Below are 13,692 nucleotides of genomic sequence, written 5' to 3'. Positions count from 1 at the left end.
ATGAGCAGGATTCATCCCACTGCGATCGTCGAGCCGGGCGCGCAAATCGACGAGACGGCCGAGATCGGGCCGTATGCCATCGTCGGCGCGCATGTGAGCGTCGGCGCGCGCACCGTCGTCGGCTCGCACAGCGTGCTCGAAGGGCACACGACGATTGGCGTTGACAATCGTATCGGCCATTACGCGTCGGTCGGCGGCCGTCCGCAGGACATGAAGTACAAGGACGAGCCCACGCGGCTCGTGATCGGCGATCGCAACATGATCCGCGAGTTCACGACGCTGCATACGGGCACGGTGCAGGACACCGGTGTCACGATCATCGGCGACGACAACTGGATCATGGCTTATGTGCACGTCGGCCACGACTGCCGTCTTGGCAACAACGTGATCATGTCGAGCAATGCGCAGCTTGCGGGCCATGTGATCGTCGAGGACTACGCGATCGTCGGCGGCATGACGGGCGTACACCAGTACGTGCGCATCGGCGCGCATGCGATGGTGGGCGGCGCCTCGGCGCTCGTTCAGGACGTGCCGCCGTTCGTGATCGCGGCCGGCAACAAGGCCGTGCCGCACGGTATCAACGTCGAAGGCTTGCGCCGCCGCGGCTTTTCGGCCGACGCCATTTCGGCGCTGCGCGCGGCCTACCGCACGCTCTACAAGAACGGGCTCTCGCTCGAAGAGGCGAAGGTCCAGCTCGCGGAACTGGCGGGTGCGGGCGGCGACGGTGACGTCCACGTGCAGGCGCTGATCGACTTCGTCGAGCAGTCGCAACGCGGCATCATCCGCTAACCGATGGCGATCTCGACCCGTCCCTTGCGGCTGGCGATGGTGGCCGGCGAGCCATCCGGCGATCTGCTGGCGGCCTCGCTGCTCAACGGCCTCACGGGCCGCCTGCCCGATACTACGCAGTACTATGGAATCGGCGGCCCGCGCATGGCGGCAGCCGGTTTCGACGCGCACTGGCCGATGGACAAGCTCACGGTGCGCGGCTATGTCGAGGCATTGAGGCACATTCCCGAGATCCTGCGCATTCGCGGCGAACTCAAGCATCAACTGCTCGCGGATCCGCCCGACGCGTTCATCGGCGTCGATGCGCCGGACTTCAATTTCGGCCTCGAACATTCGTTGCGCACGGCCGGTATCCCGACGATCCATTTCGTCTGCCCGTCGATCTGGGCTTGGCGCGGCGGGCGCATCAAGAAGATCCAGAAGTCGGTGGATCACATGCTCTGCGTCTTCCCGTTCGAGACTGCGATCCTCGAGAAGGCCGGCGTGGCGTCGTCGTATGTCGGCCATCCGCTTGCCGACGAGATTCCGCTCGAACCCGATGTACCGGGCGCGCGCCGCGCACTGGGCCTGCCCGAGAGCGGGCCGGTCATTGCGGTGCTGCCCGGCAGCCGCCGCTCCGAGATCAACCTGATCGGGCCGACGTTCTTCGACGCGATGCAACTCATGCAGCAGCGCGAGCCGGGCGTGCGCTTCGTGATGCCGGCGGCGACGCCCGCGATCCATGCGCAATTGCAGGAGCTGGCGAACGCGCATCAAGGGCTCGCACTGACCATCATCGACGGCCAGTCGCAACGGGCGATGACGGCCGCCGACGCCATTCTCGTGAAGAGCGGCACCGTGACGCTCGAAGCGGCGCTGCTCAAGAAGCCGATGGTCATCTCGTACAAGGTGCCCTGGCTCACGGGCCAGATCATGCGGCGCCAGGGTTATCTGCCGTACGTGGGGCTGCCGAACATTCTCGCGGGCCGCTTCGTCGTTCCCGAGATCCTGCAGCACTTCGCGACGCCGTCGGCGCTCGCCGATGCCACGCTCACGCAGTTGCGCGACGAGGCGAACCGGCGCACGCTGAAGGAAGTCTTCACCGAGATGCATGTGGCGCTGCGCCAGAACACGTCGCAGCGTGCGGCGGAGGTGGTGGCGGGTGTCGTGGAAAGCCGCAGAGGGCGGGCATGACCGGAGCGTCGATCAAGCGCCGAGCGGCAGTGCCGAAGACCGGAGGGGCGGGCAAGGCTGCCGCCGGGGCGCCGTCGAAAGCGGCCGAGAAGCGTGCGGCGCGCTATGCGCTCGCGCAACAAGCTGGCTTGCTGTTCGAGTCGCCCGAGGATGTCGTTTGCGGCGTGGACGAGGCCGGACGCGGCCCGCTGGCCGGGCCTGTCGTGGCGGCCGCCGTGATCCTCGATCCGGCGCGCCCCATCGCGGGGCTCGACGATTCGAAGGTGCTCACGGCGAAGGCGCGCGACGCGCTCTACGATCTCATCGTCGAACGTTCGCTGGCGTGGAGTGTGGCGGCGGCGTCGGTCGAGGAGATCGACACGCTCAATATCCTGCATGCCACGATGCTGGCGATGCGGCGCGCCGTCGAAGGTCTCGCCGTGACGCCGACACTTGCGAAGATCGACGGCAACCGCTGCCCGGTTCTGTCGGTGCGCAGCGAGGCCGTGATTGGCGGCGATGCGCTGGTGCCGAGTATTTCGGCTGCCTCCATCATCGCGAAGGTCACGCGCGACCGCATGCTGCTGGAACTGCACGACGCTTTTCCGGCGTATGGTTTCGATGCGCACGCCGGCTACGGCACGCCGCAGCACCTGAGCGCACTGCGCGAGCATGGTCCCTGCGAGCATCATCGGCGTTCGTTCGCGCCGGTGCGCGAGGCGTACGCGCTGCATGGCATCGTTCTCGCGGACCTCAATCGCGAGGTGTGACCATGAAAGCCATTACCTCGCGCGACAATCCGCTCTACAAGCGCCTGAAGGCGCTGGCCGGCTCGACGCATCAACAGCGCAAGAGCGGCCAGGCGCTGCTCGAAGGCTTCCATCTCGCGAGTGCCTGGCTCGACGGCGGCGGCCAGCCCGAATACTGCATCGTCACCGACGGCGCGCTCGCGCACGAGGAGGCGCAGGCGATCGTCGCCCGCGTCGAAGAACGCCGCGTTCTGAGCTTGCCCGACGCGCTCTTCGGCCAGCTCTCGAACGTCGTGCACGGGGTGGGCATGCTGCTGCTCGTCGCGACGCCGGAGGCCGCGCTGCCGCGCCGTGTGCAATCCACCTGCCTCGTGCTCGACGGCGTTCAGGACGCGGGCAATGTGGGCTCGATTCTGCGCAGCGCGGCCGCCGCGGGCATCGACAAGGTGTTCTGCACGCCGGGCACGGCTTATGTCTGGTCGTCGAAGGTGCTGCGCTCGGCGATGGGCGCGCATTTCCTGCTGGAGGTGTTCGAGAACGTCGAGCCGGACACGTTGGCGGAGCTGCTCGCCGTGCCGGTCGTCATCACCGATTCGCACGGCGCACAGGCGATCGACGAATGCGACTTGACCGGACCGGTCGCGTGGATCTTCGGCAATGAAGGGGCAGGGGTGTCGCAGGTCTGGCGCGATAGCGCCGCGCATCGTGTGACGATTCCGCAGCCGGGCGGCATGGAATCGCTCAATGTCGCCGCAGCGGCGGCAGTGTGCCTGTTCGAACAGTGTCGCCAGCAGCGCCGCGCGCATTGACCGCGCATTGACTCATTCCCCTTCGCATAACGAAAAACGCCTGCTCGATGCAGGCGTTTTTGCTTTGCGGCCGTGCCTCCAGTCCTGCCTCAATAGGAGGGCTTGTCGATGCGGATTTCCTGCAGGATCGTCGTGGCAATTTCCTCGATCGACTTGTGCGTCGACGACAGCCACTTGATGCCTTCGCGGCGCATCATCGCTTCCGCCTCGTTGACCTCGTAGCGGCAGTTTTCCAGCGCCGCGTACTTGCTGCCGGGGCGCCGCTCGTTGCGGATTTCTGTGAGACGCTGCGGATCGATCGAGAGGCCGAAGATCTTCGAGCGGTGCGGCAGCAGCGAATTGGGCAGCTTGCTGCGCTCGAAATCGTCGGGGATCAGCGGATAGTTCGCTGCCTTCACGCCGTACTGCATCGCGAGATACAGGCTGGTGGGCGTCTTGCCGCTGCGCGAGACGCCCACGAGGATCACGTCGGCGTCGGCGAGATTGCGGTCCGACTGGCCGTCGTCGTGCGCAAGCGAGAAGTTGATCGCTTCGATGCGGTTCTTGTATTCGTCGGTGTCGGCGTTCTGGTGGCCGCGGCCCATCGCGTGGCTCGACTTGAGCTCCAGCTCCTGTTCGAGCGGTTCGACGAAGGTCTGGAACATGTCCAGCACGAGCGCATTCGCCCGCTTGACGATCTCGTTCGAGTTGCTGTCCACGAGCGTCGTGAAGACAATCGGGCGGCGGCCTTCGTGCACGGCGGCTTCGTTGATCTTTTCGGCCGTGGCATAGGCCTTGTCCGTCGAATCGATGAACGGCACGCGCACGAGGCGGAATTTCTGGTCGAACTGGGAGAGGATCGAATGCGCGAAGGTTTCGGCAGTGATCCCGGTACCGTCGGAGACGATGAATACGGTGGGCGGCATCGATTGAAGCTGGGTACGTGCGCTGCTACAGGCGCTTGAAGACAGGCCGGGCGCCCGGCGCCTCCGTGTGGGGCTCGGGCAAACCAGGCGGGAACGCGATTCCTGCCGACTAACGCGGGCTGGCACATTTTCCGGAGTCGGCACGGTAGAATAGCGGCAACCTGTTGGATAAGCAATTGCAGTGCAACCGCGTCAAACCGCAGCCTATCGTGGCTCGTTCTGGCGTCAACCTGCAGCGATTCCGTCTAATTTCACGTAATCGCGCGCATCTTCGTGCTTTTCCTTTCAACGGATGCAAGCTTCGAAGCCCTTGGCGATTGCTTCTCCAACAGGTTGCGCAAGACGCGAGGCCGTTTCCAATGAACGGTCCGCGTTCGAGCCCACTTGCGCAATCGTGAATTTTTTTCACACTTAGGGGCTTGTATGACTAACACCGTTGCCAAGGATCAGGCGTATGTAGTGCCTTTCGAGCAGTTGCGGATGACCGATGTCGAGATCGTGGGCGGCAAGAACGCCTCGCTCGGCGAAATGATCAGCCAACTGGCTGAGGCAGGCGTGCGAGTGCCCACGGGCTTCGCCACGACCGCGCTCGCTTTCCGCGACTTCCTGAAACACAACAACCTGACCGAGCGGATCGCCGCCCGTCTGGAAACGCTCGACGTCGACGACGTCAAGGCGCTGGCCGAAGCGGGCAAGGAGATCCGTCAATGGATCGTCGACGCGCCGCTGCAGCCGCAACTGGAAGCGGATATCCGCAAGGGCTTCGAAACGCTCCAGAACGGTTCGCCGGCTGAGCTCTCGTTCGCCGTGCGTTCGTCGGCCACGGCGGAAGACCTGCCCGACGCCTCGTTCGCCGGCCAGCAGGAAAGCTACCTGAACGTGGTGGGCGTCGAGGATGTGCTCGACCGCCTCAAGCACGTGTTCGCGTCGCTCTACAACGACCGCGCCATCTCGTATCGGGTCCACAAGGGCTTCACGCACGCCGAAGTCGCGCTGTCGGCCGGTGTGCAGCGCATGGTCCGTTCGGACTGCGGCGCCGCGGGCGTGATGTTCACGCTGGATACCGAATCGGGTTTCAAGGACGCCGTGTTCATCACGTCGAGCTATGGTCTCGGCGAGACCGTGGTGCAGGGCGCGGTGAATCCGGACGAGTTCTACGTTTTCAAGACCACGCTCGCCCAGGGCAAGGCCCCGATCATCCGCCGCTCGATCGGCTCGAAGCTCATCAAGATGGAATTCACGCAGCCGGGCGAGCCGGGCCGCGTGAAAACGGTCGACGTGACGCATGAGCAGCGCAACCGCTTCTCGATTACCGACGAAGACGTGATCGAGCTCGCGAAGTACGCGGTCATCATCGAAAAGCACTACCAGCGTCCGATGGACATCGAGTGGGGCAAGGACGGCCGCGACGGCAAGATCTTCATTCTCCAGGCGCGTCCGGAGACGGTGAAGAGCCAGGCGCACGGCAAGGTCGAGCAGCGGTTCAAGCTCAAGGGCCAGTCGCAGGTGCTCGCCACCGGTCGTGCGATCGGCCAGAAGATCGGCGCGGGCCGCGTGAAGGTGATTCACGATCCGTCCGAAATGGAGCGCGTGCAGCCGGGCGACGTGCTGGTGGCCGACATGACCGACCCGAACTGGGAGCCGGTGATGAAGCGCGCCTCGGCCATCGTCACGAACCGTGGCGGCCGTACCTGCCACGCGGCGATCATCGCGCGCGAACTGGGCGTGCCGGCCGTGGTGGGCTGCGGCGACGCGACCGACGTGCTGAAGGACGGCGCGCTCGTGACCGTGTCGTGCGCGGAAGGCGACGAAGGGCGCATCTATGACGGTCTGCTCGAAACCGAAGTCAGCGAAGTCCAGCGTGGCGAGTTGCCGCCGGTGCCGGTCAAGATCATGATGAACGTCGGCAATCCGCAGCTCGCGTTCGACTTCTCGCAGTTGCCGAACGCCGGCGTGGGCCTTGCGCGTCTCGAGTTCATCATCAACAACAACATCGGCGTGCACCCGAAGGCGATTCTCGAGTACCCGAACGTCGACGCCGACCTGAAGAAGGCCGTCGAGAGCGTCGCGCGCGGGCATGCTTCGCCGCGCGCGTTCTATGTCGACAAGCTGACCGAAGGTATCGCCACAATCGCGGCGGCGTTCTATCCGAAGCCTGTCATTGTGCGTCTCTCGGACTTCAAGTCGAACGAGTACAAGAAGCTGATCGGCGGTTCGCGTTACGAGCCGGATGAAGAAAACCCGATGCTCGGCTTCCGCGGTGCATCGCGTTACATCGCCGAGGACTTCGCGCAGGCCTTCGAGATGGAGTGTCTCGCGCTCAAGCGCGTGCGCGAGGACATGGGTCTCGCGAACGTGGAGATCATGGTGCCGTTCGTGCGCACGCTGAAGCAGGCCGAACGCGTGGTGGGCCTGCTGGAGAAGTTCGGCCTGAAGCGCGGCGTGAACGATCTGCGCCTCATCATGATGTGCGAAGTGCCGTCGAACGCGATCCTCGCCGAAGAGTTCCTGCAGTTCTTCGACGGCTTCTCGATCGGCTCGAACGACCTGACGCAGCTCACGCTGGGCCTCGACCGCGACTCGGGCATGGAGCTCCTCGCCGTCGATTTCGACGAGCGCGATCCGGCCGTGAAGTTCATGCTCAAGCGCGCGATCGACACCTGCCGCCGCCTGAACAAGTACGTCGGCATCTGCGGCCAGGGCCCGTCCGATCATCCGGACTTCGCCCAGTGGCTTGCAGAAGAGGGCATCGCCTCGATCTCGCTGAACCCGGACACGGTCATCGAAACGTGGCAGGCGCTGGCGCAGTCGCAGGCGAAATAAGCATGGTGCATCGCTGCCTCGACGGAATGGGAGGCAGCACCCGCGGCCGCCTGCAACCTTGAGGCGCCGCACGGAAAAGAGTGTCAGCTTCGTGCTATAACACCCCGGTCAAGCCGGGGTGTTTTGTTTTGGGAGACTGACGTGGGTCCACATGGTTTGTTCTGGTGGGTCGGCGCGGGCGTGCTGATCGTCGCCGAACTGATGACGGGCACGTTCTACCTGCTGATGATCGCGCTCGGCTTTCTTGCGGGGGCGCTCGCCTGGGAGTTCGGCGTGCCGCTCGACTTCCAGCTGGCCATTGCCGCCGTTGTCGGGCTGGTTGCCGTGATCGCGCTGCGGCGCTCGCGTTTCGGGCGCCGCCGGCGCGGCACCGATCCCTCGCGCGATCCCGGCGTGAATCTCGACATCGGCGAATCGCTCAGCGTCGCCTCCTGGCATGACCGCCGCGCACGCGCGATGTACCGCGGGGCCGAATGGGACGTCGAACTGGCGCCCGGCGAGCCCGAGGATGCGCGGCTCTACGAAATCAAGGCTGTTCGCGGCAGTTGCCTCATCGGCGGCGCGCACCGCGACGCGGCGCCCGACGGGGCGCGTCATGCCTGAGTTCTTCCGCGCAACGAGGCACGTTGCCGTGGCCTCTACGCGCGAGTTCTGCATCGAATACACCCGAGAGAAAGGAGGCCATCCATGCAAGTTCCAGTCGTGGGCGTGATTCTGTTTGTGATCGCTGTCGTGCTGATCGCCCAGACGATCAAGATCGTGCCGCAACAGCACGCGTGGGTTCTCGAGCGGCTCGGCCGCTATCACGCCACGCTGACGCCGGGGCTCTCGATCGTCCTGCCGTTCGTGGACCGCGTGGCGTACAGGCACGTGCTCAAGGAGATTCCGCTCGACGTGCCGAGCCAGGTCTGCATCACGCGCGACAACACGCAGCTACAGGTGGACGGCGTGCTGTATTTCCAGGTCACCGATCCGATGAAGGCGTCGTACGGGTCGAGCAATTACGTCTTCGCCATCACGCAGCTTTCGCAGACTACGCTGCGCTCGGTGATCGGCAAGCTCGAACTCGACAAGACTTTCGAGGAGCGCGATTTCATCAATCACAGCATCGTCTCGTCGCTCGACGAAGCTGCCTCGAACTGGGGCGTCAAGGTGCTGCGCTACGAGATCAAGGATCTTACGCCGCCCAAGGAAATCCTCCACGCCATGCAGGCGCAGATCACCGCGGAGCGCGAGAAGCGCGCGCTGATTGCCGCTTCGGAAGGCCGCAAGCAGGAGCAGATCAATCTCGCCTCGGGCGCGCGCGAGGCGGCGATCCAGAAGTCGGAGGGCGAGAAGCAGGCCGCGATCAATCAGGCGCAGGGTCAGGCAGCGGCGATTCTCGCGGTGGCCGAGGCCAACGCTCAGGCGATCCAGAAGATCGGTTCGTCGATCCAGACCCAGGGCGGCATGGACGCCGTCAACCTGAAGGTCGCGGAACAGTACGTCAACGCGTTCGCGAATCTCGCGAAGCAGGGCAATACGCTGATCGTGCCGGGCGACATGGGCGACCTCTCCACGATGATCGCTTCGGCGCTGACCATCGTGAATCGCAGCGGCATGCGCGAGCAGCAGGTGAAGGGTGGCTGACTCAGGTGGGCGTGCGCATCAGCCGCGCCTTTTCGCGCTCCCAGTCGCGTTTCTTTTCGGTCTCGCGCTTGTCGTGCTGCTTCTTGCCCTTCGCGAGGCCGATTTCGCACTTCACCCGGCCGTCCTTGTAATGGAAGTTCAGCGGCACGAGCGTATAGCCGCGCTGCTCGACCTTGCCGATCAGCTTGTCGATCTGGTCGCGGTGCAGGAGCAGCTTGCGCGTGCGGACCGGGTCGGGATGGATGTGCGTCGATGCCTCGGGCAGCGGGCTGATGTGCGTGCCGATCAGGAACAGCTCGCCTTCCTTGATCACGACGTAGCCTTCCTTGATCTGGCCGCGTCCCGCGCGCAGGGCCTTGACCTCCCATCCCTCGAGCACGAGCCCTGCCTCGTGGCGCTCTTCGATGAAGTAGTCGAAGAACGCTTTTCTGTTGTCGATGATGCTCATAGGAAAATGGAAAAGGCCCAACTCGTTTAAAATTGCAATTTTAGCAAAGCGGGCCCGCGAATCAGCAAAGCCGGCCAGCGAACGCTATTCCCACCTTTGCCACGCGTTGCCACCCTATGGCGGATGTCCAGAAAACCGTGTTGATTCGCCATTCGGCGGAGCAGATGTTCGACCTCGTCACGGACGTGGCCGACTACCCCAACTTCCTGCCGTGGTGCGGTGGCGTCGAGGTCCGCCGCCAGGACGAAAACGGCATGGAGGCGAAGATCGACATCCACTTCAAGGGCATCAAGCAGCACTTCGCCACGCGTAACACGCAAAAGCGCCCGGAGCGCATCGACATGGAGTTCGCCGACGGGCCGTTTCGCAAGTTCACGGGCTACTGGCGCTTCACGCCGCTGCGCGCGGATGCCTGCAAGATCGAGTTCGCGTTGCACTACGAGTTCACAAACATTATTCTGGAAAAGCTCATCGGGCCGGTGTTCCACCATATCGCGAACACTTTCGTCGATTCGTTCGTGAAGCGCGCGGACCAGCGCTACGGCAAGGCATGATGGCCGCGAAGCTCTCTATCGACGTCTGCTACGCGCTGCCCGACGCACAGACGCTCGTTTCCGTCGAACTGGCGCCGGGCGCGACGGTCCAGCAGGCCATCGACGCCAGCGGGATCCTCGAACGGCACCCGGAAATCGACTTCTCGAAGCTCAAGGTCGGCATTTACGGCAAGATCAAGCCGCTCGACGCGGTGCTGGCCGATCACGACCGCGTGGAGATTTATCGGCCGCTGATCGTGGATCCGAAGGCCGCGCGCCAGCGGCGCGTGGACAAGACCCGCAAGTCGGGGTCGATCGAAGGGCGCAAGTGGCTGCCCAAGGACTCGCGCTGACCCTTCGCTACCCCTTTATTGCGCCGCGGTCTTGCGACGCTCGTTGCGGCCATGGCTTGGTCCCTCGCTGCCGATGCCCGGCAGGTCGCCTTCCGGCACGATGCCGTCACCGTGCGCCGTGTCTTCCGGGTCGCCCGAATGCTGGCGTACCGACCAACTGACGCCGGCCACGAGCAGCACGATGGCCGCGATTTCGAGCACGCGCGGCAGCCGGTGATCGTAGATGAAGCCATAGAGCAGGGCGAACAGCGTCTCGAACACGATCATCTGGCCCGAGAGCGTGAGCGGCAGGCGTTTCGCCGCCGCGTTCCAGAGCCCGTTGCCGAGCCACGACGCGCCGATCGCGAGCACGAGGTTCAGTTGCCAGAACGTCGTCCAGCGCGTTGCCGTGACGCTCTCCTGGACCATGCCGGCCGGCAGCGCGAGGATCGCGAGCCACAGTACGCCGCCGAGCGCGCCCGTCACGACGCCCCACAGGACCGACCATTCGTTGCCGCTGAAATGCGCGTTGCGATGCAGGTAGCGGGCATTTTCGACGGCGAACCACGTCCAGCAGACGAGTGCGCCCACGGCGCAGCCAATGCCCGCGATTTTCGTGAGCGTGCCGGCGCTGCCGCTGCTCGCGGCCGTGAAAACGTCAACGTTGATGCAGACGATGCCGGCCGCGATCATCGCGAGCGGCCAGACGAGGCGCGCGAGCGGTACGGCGCCGTGATCGCGCCGGCCAAGCAGCGTGACCGTCACGGGCAGCACGCCGACGATCAGCGAGGCGGGCGCGATGCCGACGAGATGGATCGCCGTGGCGAGAAAGAGGTAGTAGAGCAGGTTGCCCATCAGCGCGAGCTTCACGAGCGCGACGAGGTCGGCGCGCGTGATGCGCGGCCACACGCGGCGCAGCATCGGCAGCAGCGCGGCCAGCGAGACGAGGCCATACATCACGTAGCGCCCCGCGCTCAGGAGCAGCGGCGAGAATTCCGGCAGTTGGCGGGGCACCACGAAGACGGTTCCCCATAACGCACCGGCGAGCACGCCGTACAACACACCACGCTGCATGTTCAAAAGCTCCGCTTCGATCTGACTGGCCGCGAGCTTAACCGGTACGGCGCCCCGATGTCTTGTTCAATCCTGCAGCAGGACCCGTTCGCCATCGGCGGAATGCGGATGCCGACGCGAGTCGGCCGGGTCGCGCAGAAGGTTAAAGGGGCGGATCGATCGACGCCGGAATCCCGTCCTGCGAGCCCGGTCGATTTTGCTGAAATCGGCGCTAACCTACTGTTGATACTGATGATTTCCAGGGCGCTATCCCGTATAATCTGCTTTTGCGCCTATAGGATTTGCCATGCGTCTGATCCAGAAAGCACTCACGTTCGATGACGTGCTCCTCGTCCCCGCCTTTTCCGACGTTCTCCCGCGCGATACCAGCCTGAAGACCCGGCTGACCCGCAATATCTCCCTGAACATTCCGCTCGTTTCGGCCGCCATGGATACGGTCACGGAAGGTCGTCTCGCGATCGCGATGGCGCAGCAGGGCGGCGTCGGCATCATCCACAAAAATCTCACGCCGGCCGAGCAGGCGCGCGAAGTGGCGAAGGTGAAGCGTTTCGAGTCGGGCGTGGTGCGCGATCCGATCACGATTCCGCCGCAGATGAAGGTGCGCGACGTGATCGCGCTGTCGCAGCAGCATGGCATCTCCGGCTTCCCCGTGGTGGAAGGCGCGCAACTGATCGGCATCGTCACGAACCGCGACCTGCGTTTCGAAACGCGTCTGGACGAGCCGGTGCGCTCGATCATGACGCCGCGCGAGCGCCTCGTCACCGTCAAGGAAGGCACCCCGCTCACCGAGGCCAAGGCGCTCATGCACAGCCACCGCCTCGAGCGCGTGCTCGTCGTCAACGACGCGTTCGAACTGCGCGGCCTGATGACCGTGAAGGACATTACCAAGCAGACCGAGCACCCGGCCGCCTGCAAGGACGAGCACGGCAAGCTGCGCGCGGGCGCGGCCGTCGGCGTCGGTCCGGACAACGAAGAGCGCGTCGAACTGCTGGTGCAGGCCGGCGTGGATGTGATCGTCGTCGATACCGCGCACGGCCACAGCAAGGGCGTGCTCGAGCGCGTTCGCTGGGTCAAGAAGAACTTCCCGCACGTCGAGGTGATCGGCGGCAACATCGCCACGGCCGATGCGGCGCGCGCGCTCGTCGAGTACGGCGCGGACGGCGTGAAGGTCGGCATCGGTCCCGGCTCGATCTGCACGACGCGTATCGTGGCGGGCGTGGGCGTGCCGCAGATCAGCGCGATTTCCAACGTCTCGGAGGCGCTCAAGGGCACTGGCGTGCCGTGCATCGCCGACGGCGGCGTGCGCTACTCGGGCGACGTCTCGAAGGCGCTGGCAGCCGGCGCGAACGCCGTGATGATGGGCAGCATGTTCGCGGGCACCGAAGAGTCGCCGGGCGACGTGTTCCTCTTCCAGGGCCGCCAGTACAAGTCGTACCGCGGCATGGGCTCGGTCGGCGCGATGAAGGACGGCGCTGCGGACCGCTACTTCCAGGACAACTCGGCGAATATCGACAAGCTGGTGCCGGAAGGCATCGAAGGCCGCGTCGCCTACAAGGGTCCTATCAACGCCATCCTGTTCCAGTTGATCGGTGGCGTGCGCGCTTCGATGGGCTACTGCGGCTGCCGCACGATCGACGAACTGCATACGAAGGCGGAATTCGTGCAGATCACCGGCGCCGGCCTGCACGAATCTCACGTGCATGACGTGCAGATCACCAAGGAAGCCCCCAACTACCACGTGGACTGATCGCCGATGAAGCCATTGCTGCGTGTTGTCCTGATTGTCGATGCGTTGATGCTGCTGGGCTTTGGAGTGCTGTTCCTGCTGACTCCGTGGGCCTCGCTGTACGACGCGCTGCAACTGGTGCAGCCGCAGCCGGCGCTCGTCGGGCAGGTGTTCGGCGTGGTGCTGCTGGGTTTCGCGTGGCTCGTGGCGCGCGCGGCGTTCGACGGCGCAATGACCGCGCCGGTCGGCCGGGCGGCGGGCCACGTCAACTGGATCGCCGGCGTGCTGATGCTGGTCTGGCTGATCGGGCTGCATACGCCGCGGCTCACGGGCTTCGGTCAACTGGTGGCCGGTGGCGTGGGTGTCTGGCTGATCCTGATCGGTTTCAGTGTCGCGCGGCTTGCCGGCGCGGTCCGGCGGCGCGACAGGGCGCTGGCGACCGAGGCTGCCGTGGCGCAGCGCGAAGCGCGCAATGCGGCGAAACGCGAGCCGCATCCGGAGCCGGCAACCTACGCGGAGCCGGTGTTCGCCGCGGGCGCGACGTCGGCGGCGGTCCCCACCGCCGCCGAGCGGGTACCGCGCGAACCGGCGGCGCAGGCGCACTACGCTGAGCCGCCTGCCGCGGCCGATCCCGACCAGGCGCGTCTCGCCGCCCGCGACGAAGCTGCCGCCGCGCCGAGGCCGCCGCTCCATGGTTGAACGGCGCGAGGCGTTCAACCAGCC

14 protein-coding genes are annotated in these 13,692 nt (G+C 65.1%); 11 read left to right on the top strand and 3 right to left on the bottom strand.

Annotated features, from left to right (window positions below; all coding sequences use genetic code 11):
• The 4 genes from lpxA to WJ542_RS13225 are packed head-to-tail and all read left to right on the top strand — an operon-like array spanning nt 1 to nt 3,499.
• Entirely contained in the window at nt 1-789 is a 789-nt protein-coding gene (gene lpxA, locus WJ542_RS13240) for an acyl-ACP--UDP-N-acetylglucosamine O-acyltransferase (RefSeq protein ID WP_411189723.1), read from the top strand.
• A gap of 3 nt (nt 790-792) precedes the next feature.
• Entirely contained in the window at nt 793-1,962 is a 1,170-nt protein-coding gene (gene lpxB, locus WJ542_RS13235; RefSeq protein WP_411189722.1) for a lipid-A-disaccharide synthase, read from the top strand.
• Nucleotides 1,959-2,711, top strand: a complete 753-nt coding sequence (gene rnhB / locus WJ542_RS13230; RefSeq protein ID WP_411189721.1) for a ribonuclease HII — start codon at nt 1,959-1,961, stop codon at nt 2,709-2,711. Before lpxB ends, rnhB begins: the two co-directional genes overlap by 4 nt.
• A 2-nt stretch (nt 2,712-2,713) precedes the next feature.
• Nucleotides 2,714-3,499 carry a TrmH family RNA methyltransferase gene (locus tag WJ542_RS13225; RefSeq protein ID WP_411189720.1) on the top strand — a complete coding sequence of 262 codons (786 nt, stop codon included), beginning with the start codon at nt 2,714-2,716 and terminating at the stop codon, nt 3,497-3,499.
• Nucleotides 3,500-3,588: 89 nt separating this feature from the next.
• On the opposite strand, the gene ppsR is transcribed toward WJ542_RS13225, so the two are convergent.
• On the bottom strand, nt 3,589-4,404 hold the full coding sequence (gene ppsR / locus WJ542_RS13220) for a posphoenolpyruvate synthetase regulatory kinase/phosphorylase PpsR (protein ID WP_411189719.1): 816 nt from the start codon (nt 4,402-4,404) through the stop codon (nt 3,589-3,591).
• Nucleotides 4,405-4,827: 423 nt separating this feature from the next.
• Here ppsR and ppsA point away from each other — a divergent pair, with 423 nt between their 5' ends.
• The 3 genes from ppsA to WJ542_RS13205 all read left to right on the top strand — a co-directional run bounded on the left by ppsA (nt 4,828) and on the right by WJ542_RS13205 (nt 8,856).
• The gene (gene ppsA, locus WJ542_RS13215; protein WP_411189718.1) at nt 4,828-7,227 is read left to right on the top strand and encodes a phosphoenolpyruvate synthase; all 2,400 of its coding nucleotides are present in this window, start codon (nt 4,828-4,830) and stop codon (nt 7,225-7,227) included.
• Nucleotides 7,228-7,368: 141 nt separating this feature from the next.
• On the top strand, nt 7,369-7,830 hold the full coding sequence (locus WJ542_RS13210; protein WP_411189717.1) for an NfeD family protein: 462 nt from the start codon (nt 7,369-7,371) through the stop codon (nt 7,828-7,830).
• 84 nt (nt 7,831-7,914) lie between these two features.
• On the top strand, nt 7,915-8,856 hold the full coding sequence (locus tag WJ542_RS13205; protein ID WP_411189716.1) for an SPFH domain-containing protein: 942 nt from the start codon (nt 7,915-7,917) through the stop codon (nt 8,854-8,856).
• 1 nt (nt 8,857) lies between these two features.
• Here the strand turns inward: WJ542_RS13205 and smpB are convergent, their stop codons facing one another.
• Entirely contained in the window at nt 8,858-9,304 is a 447-nt protein-coding gene (gene smpB / locus WJ542_RS13200; protein ID WP_411189715.1) for an SsrA-binding protein SmpB, read from the bottom strand.
• A 116-nt stretch (nt 9,305-9,420) separates the two neighbouring features.
• Between smpB and WJ542_RS13195 the strand changes: the two genes are divergently transcribed.
• A complete protein-coding gene (locus WJ542_RS13195) occupies nt 9,421-9,858 on the top strand; it encodes a type II toxin-antitoxin system RatA family toxin (RefSeq protein WP_411189714.1) in 438 nt (145 codons plus the stop codon).
• On the top strand, nt 9,858-10,190 hold the full coding sequence (locus tag WJ542_RS13190) for an RnfH family protein (RefSeq protein WP_411190555.1): 333 nt from the start codon (nt 9,858-9,860) through the stop codon (nt 10,188-10,190). The genes WJ542_RS13195 and WJ542_RS13190 overlap by 1 nt, the downstream gene beginning before the upstream one ends.
• A 15-nt stretch (nt 10,191-10,205) precedes the next feature.
• Here the strand turns inward: WJ542_RS13190 and WJ542_RS13185 are convergent, their stop codons facing one another.
• A complete protein-coding gene (locus tag WJ542_RS13185) occupies nt 10,206-11,243 on the bottom strand; it encodes a DMT family transporter (RefSeq protein WP_411189713.1) in 1,038 nt (345 codons plus the stop codon).
• A 286-nt stretch (nt 11,244-11,529) separates the two neighbouring features.
• Between WJ542_RS13185 and guaB the strand changes: the two genes are divergently transcribed.
• Complete coding sequence (gene guaB, locus WJ542_RS13180) at nt 11,530-12,990, top strand: IMP dehydrogenase (RefSeq protein WP_411189712.1); 1,461 nt, start codon at nt 11,530-11,532, stop codon at nt 12,988-12,990.
• Nucleotides 12,991-12,996: 6 nt separating this feature from the next.
• The gene (locus tag WJ542_RS13175; protein ID WP_411189711.1) at nt 12,997-13,668 is read left to right on the top strand and encodes a hypothetical protein; all 672 of its coding nucleotides are present in this window, start codon (nt 12,997-12,999) and stop codon (nt 13,666-13,668) included.
• Nucleotides 13,669-13,692: the final 24 nt, after the last annotated feature.

The sequence above is a fragment of the Paraburkholderia yinzeri genome (assembly GCF_046581065.1).
GTDB lineage: Bacteria > Pseudomonadota > Gammaproteobacteria > Burkholderiales > Burkholderiaceae > Paraburkholderia.
Note: the sequence above shows the minus strand (reverse complement) of the source record. Positions and strands in the feature narration are given on the sequence as shown.

Bases quoted from the DNA above. Each gene is read 5' to 3' on its own strand.
- WJ542_RS13185 (WP_411189713.1), bottom strand. From the start codon at position 11,243: ATGCAGCGTGGTGTGTTGTACGGCGTGCTCGCCGGTGCGTTATGGGGA.
- WJ542_RS13175 (WP_411189711.1), top strand. From the start codon at position 12,997: ATGAAGCCATTGCTGCGTGTTGTCCTGATTGTCGATGCGTTGATGCTG.
- ppsR (WP_411189719.1), bottom strand. From the start codon at position 4,404: ATGCCGCCCACCGTATTCATCGTCTCCGACGGTACCGGGATCACTGCC.
- WJ542_RS13225 (WP_411189720.1), top strand. From the start codon at position 2,714: ATGAAAGCCATTACCTCGCGCGACAATCCGCTCTACAAGCGCCTGAAG.
- ppsA (WP_411189718.1), top strand. From the start codon at position 4,828: ATGACTAACACCGTTGCCAAGGATCAGGCGTATGTAGTGCCTTTCGAG.
- lpxB (WP_411189722.1), top strand. From the start codon at position 793: ATGGCGATCTCGACCCGTCCCTTGCGGCTGGCGATGGTGGCCGGCGAG.
- lpxA (WP_411189723.1), top strand. From the start codon at position 1: ATGAGCAGGATTCATCCCACTGCGATCGTCGAGCCGGGCGCGCAAATC.
- smpB (WP_411189715.1), bottom strand. From the start codon at position 9,304: ATGAGCATCATCGACAACAGAAAAGCGTTCTTCGACTACTTCATCGAA.
- WJ542_RS13195 (WP_411189714.1), top strand. From the start codon at position 9,421: ATGGCGGATGTCCAGAAAACCGTGTTGATTCGCCATTCGGCGGAGCAG.
- WJ542_RS13190 (WP_411190555.1), top strand. From the start codon at position 9,858: ATGGCCGCGAAGCTCTCTATCGACGTCTGCTACGCGCTGCCCGACGCA.
- rnhB (WP_411189721.1), top strand. From the start codon at position 1,959: ATGACCGGAGCGTCGATCAAGCGCCGAGCGGCAGTGCCGAAGACCGGA.
- guaB (WP_411189712.1), top strand. From the start codon at position 11,530: ATGCGTCTGATCCAGAAAGCACTCACGTTCGATGACGTGCTCCTCGTC.
- WJ542_RS13205 (WP_411189716.1), top strand. From the start codon at position 7,915: ATGCAAGTTCCAGTCGTGGGCGTGATTCTGTTTGTGATCGCTGTCGTG.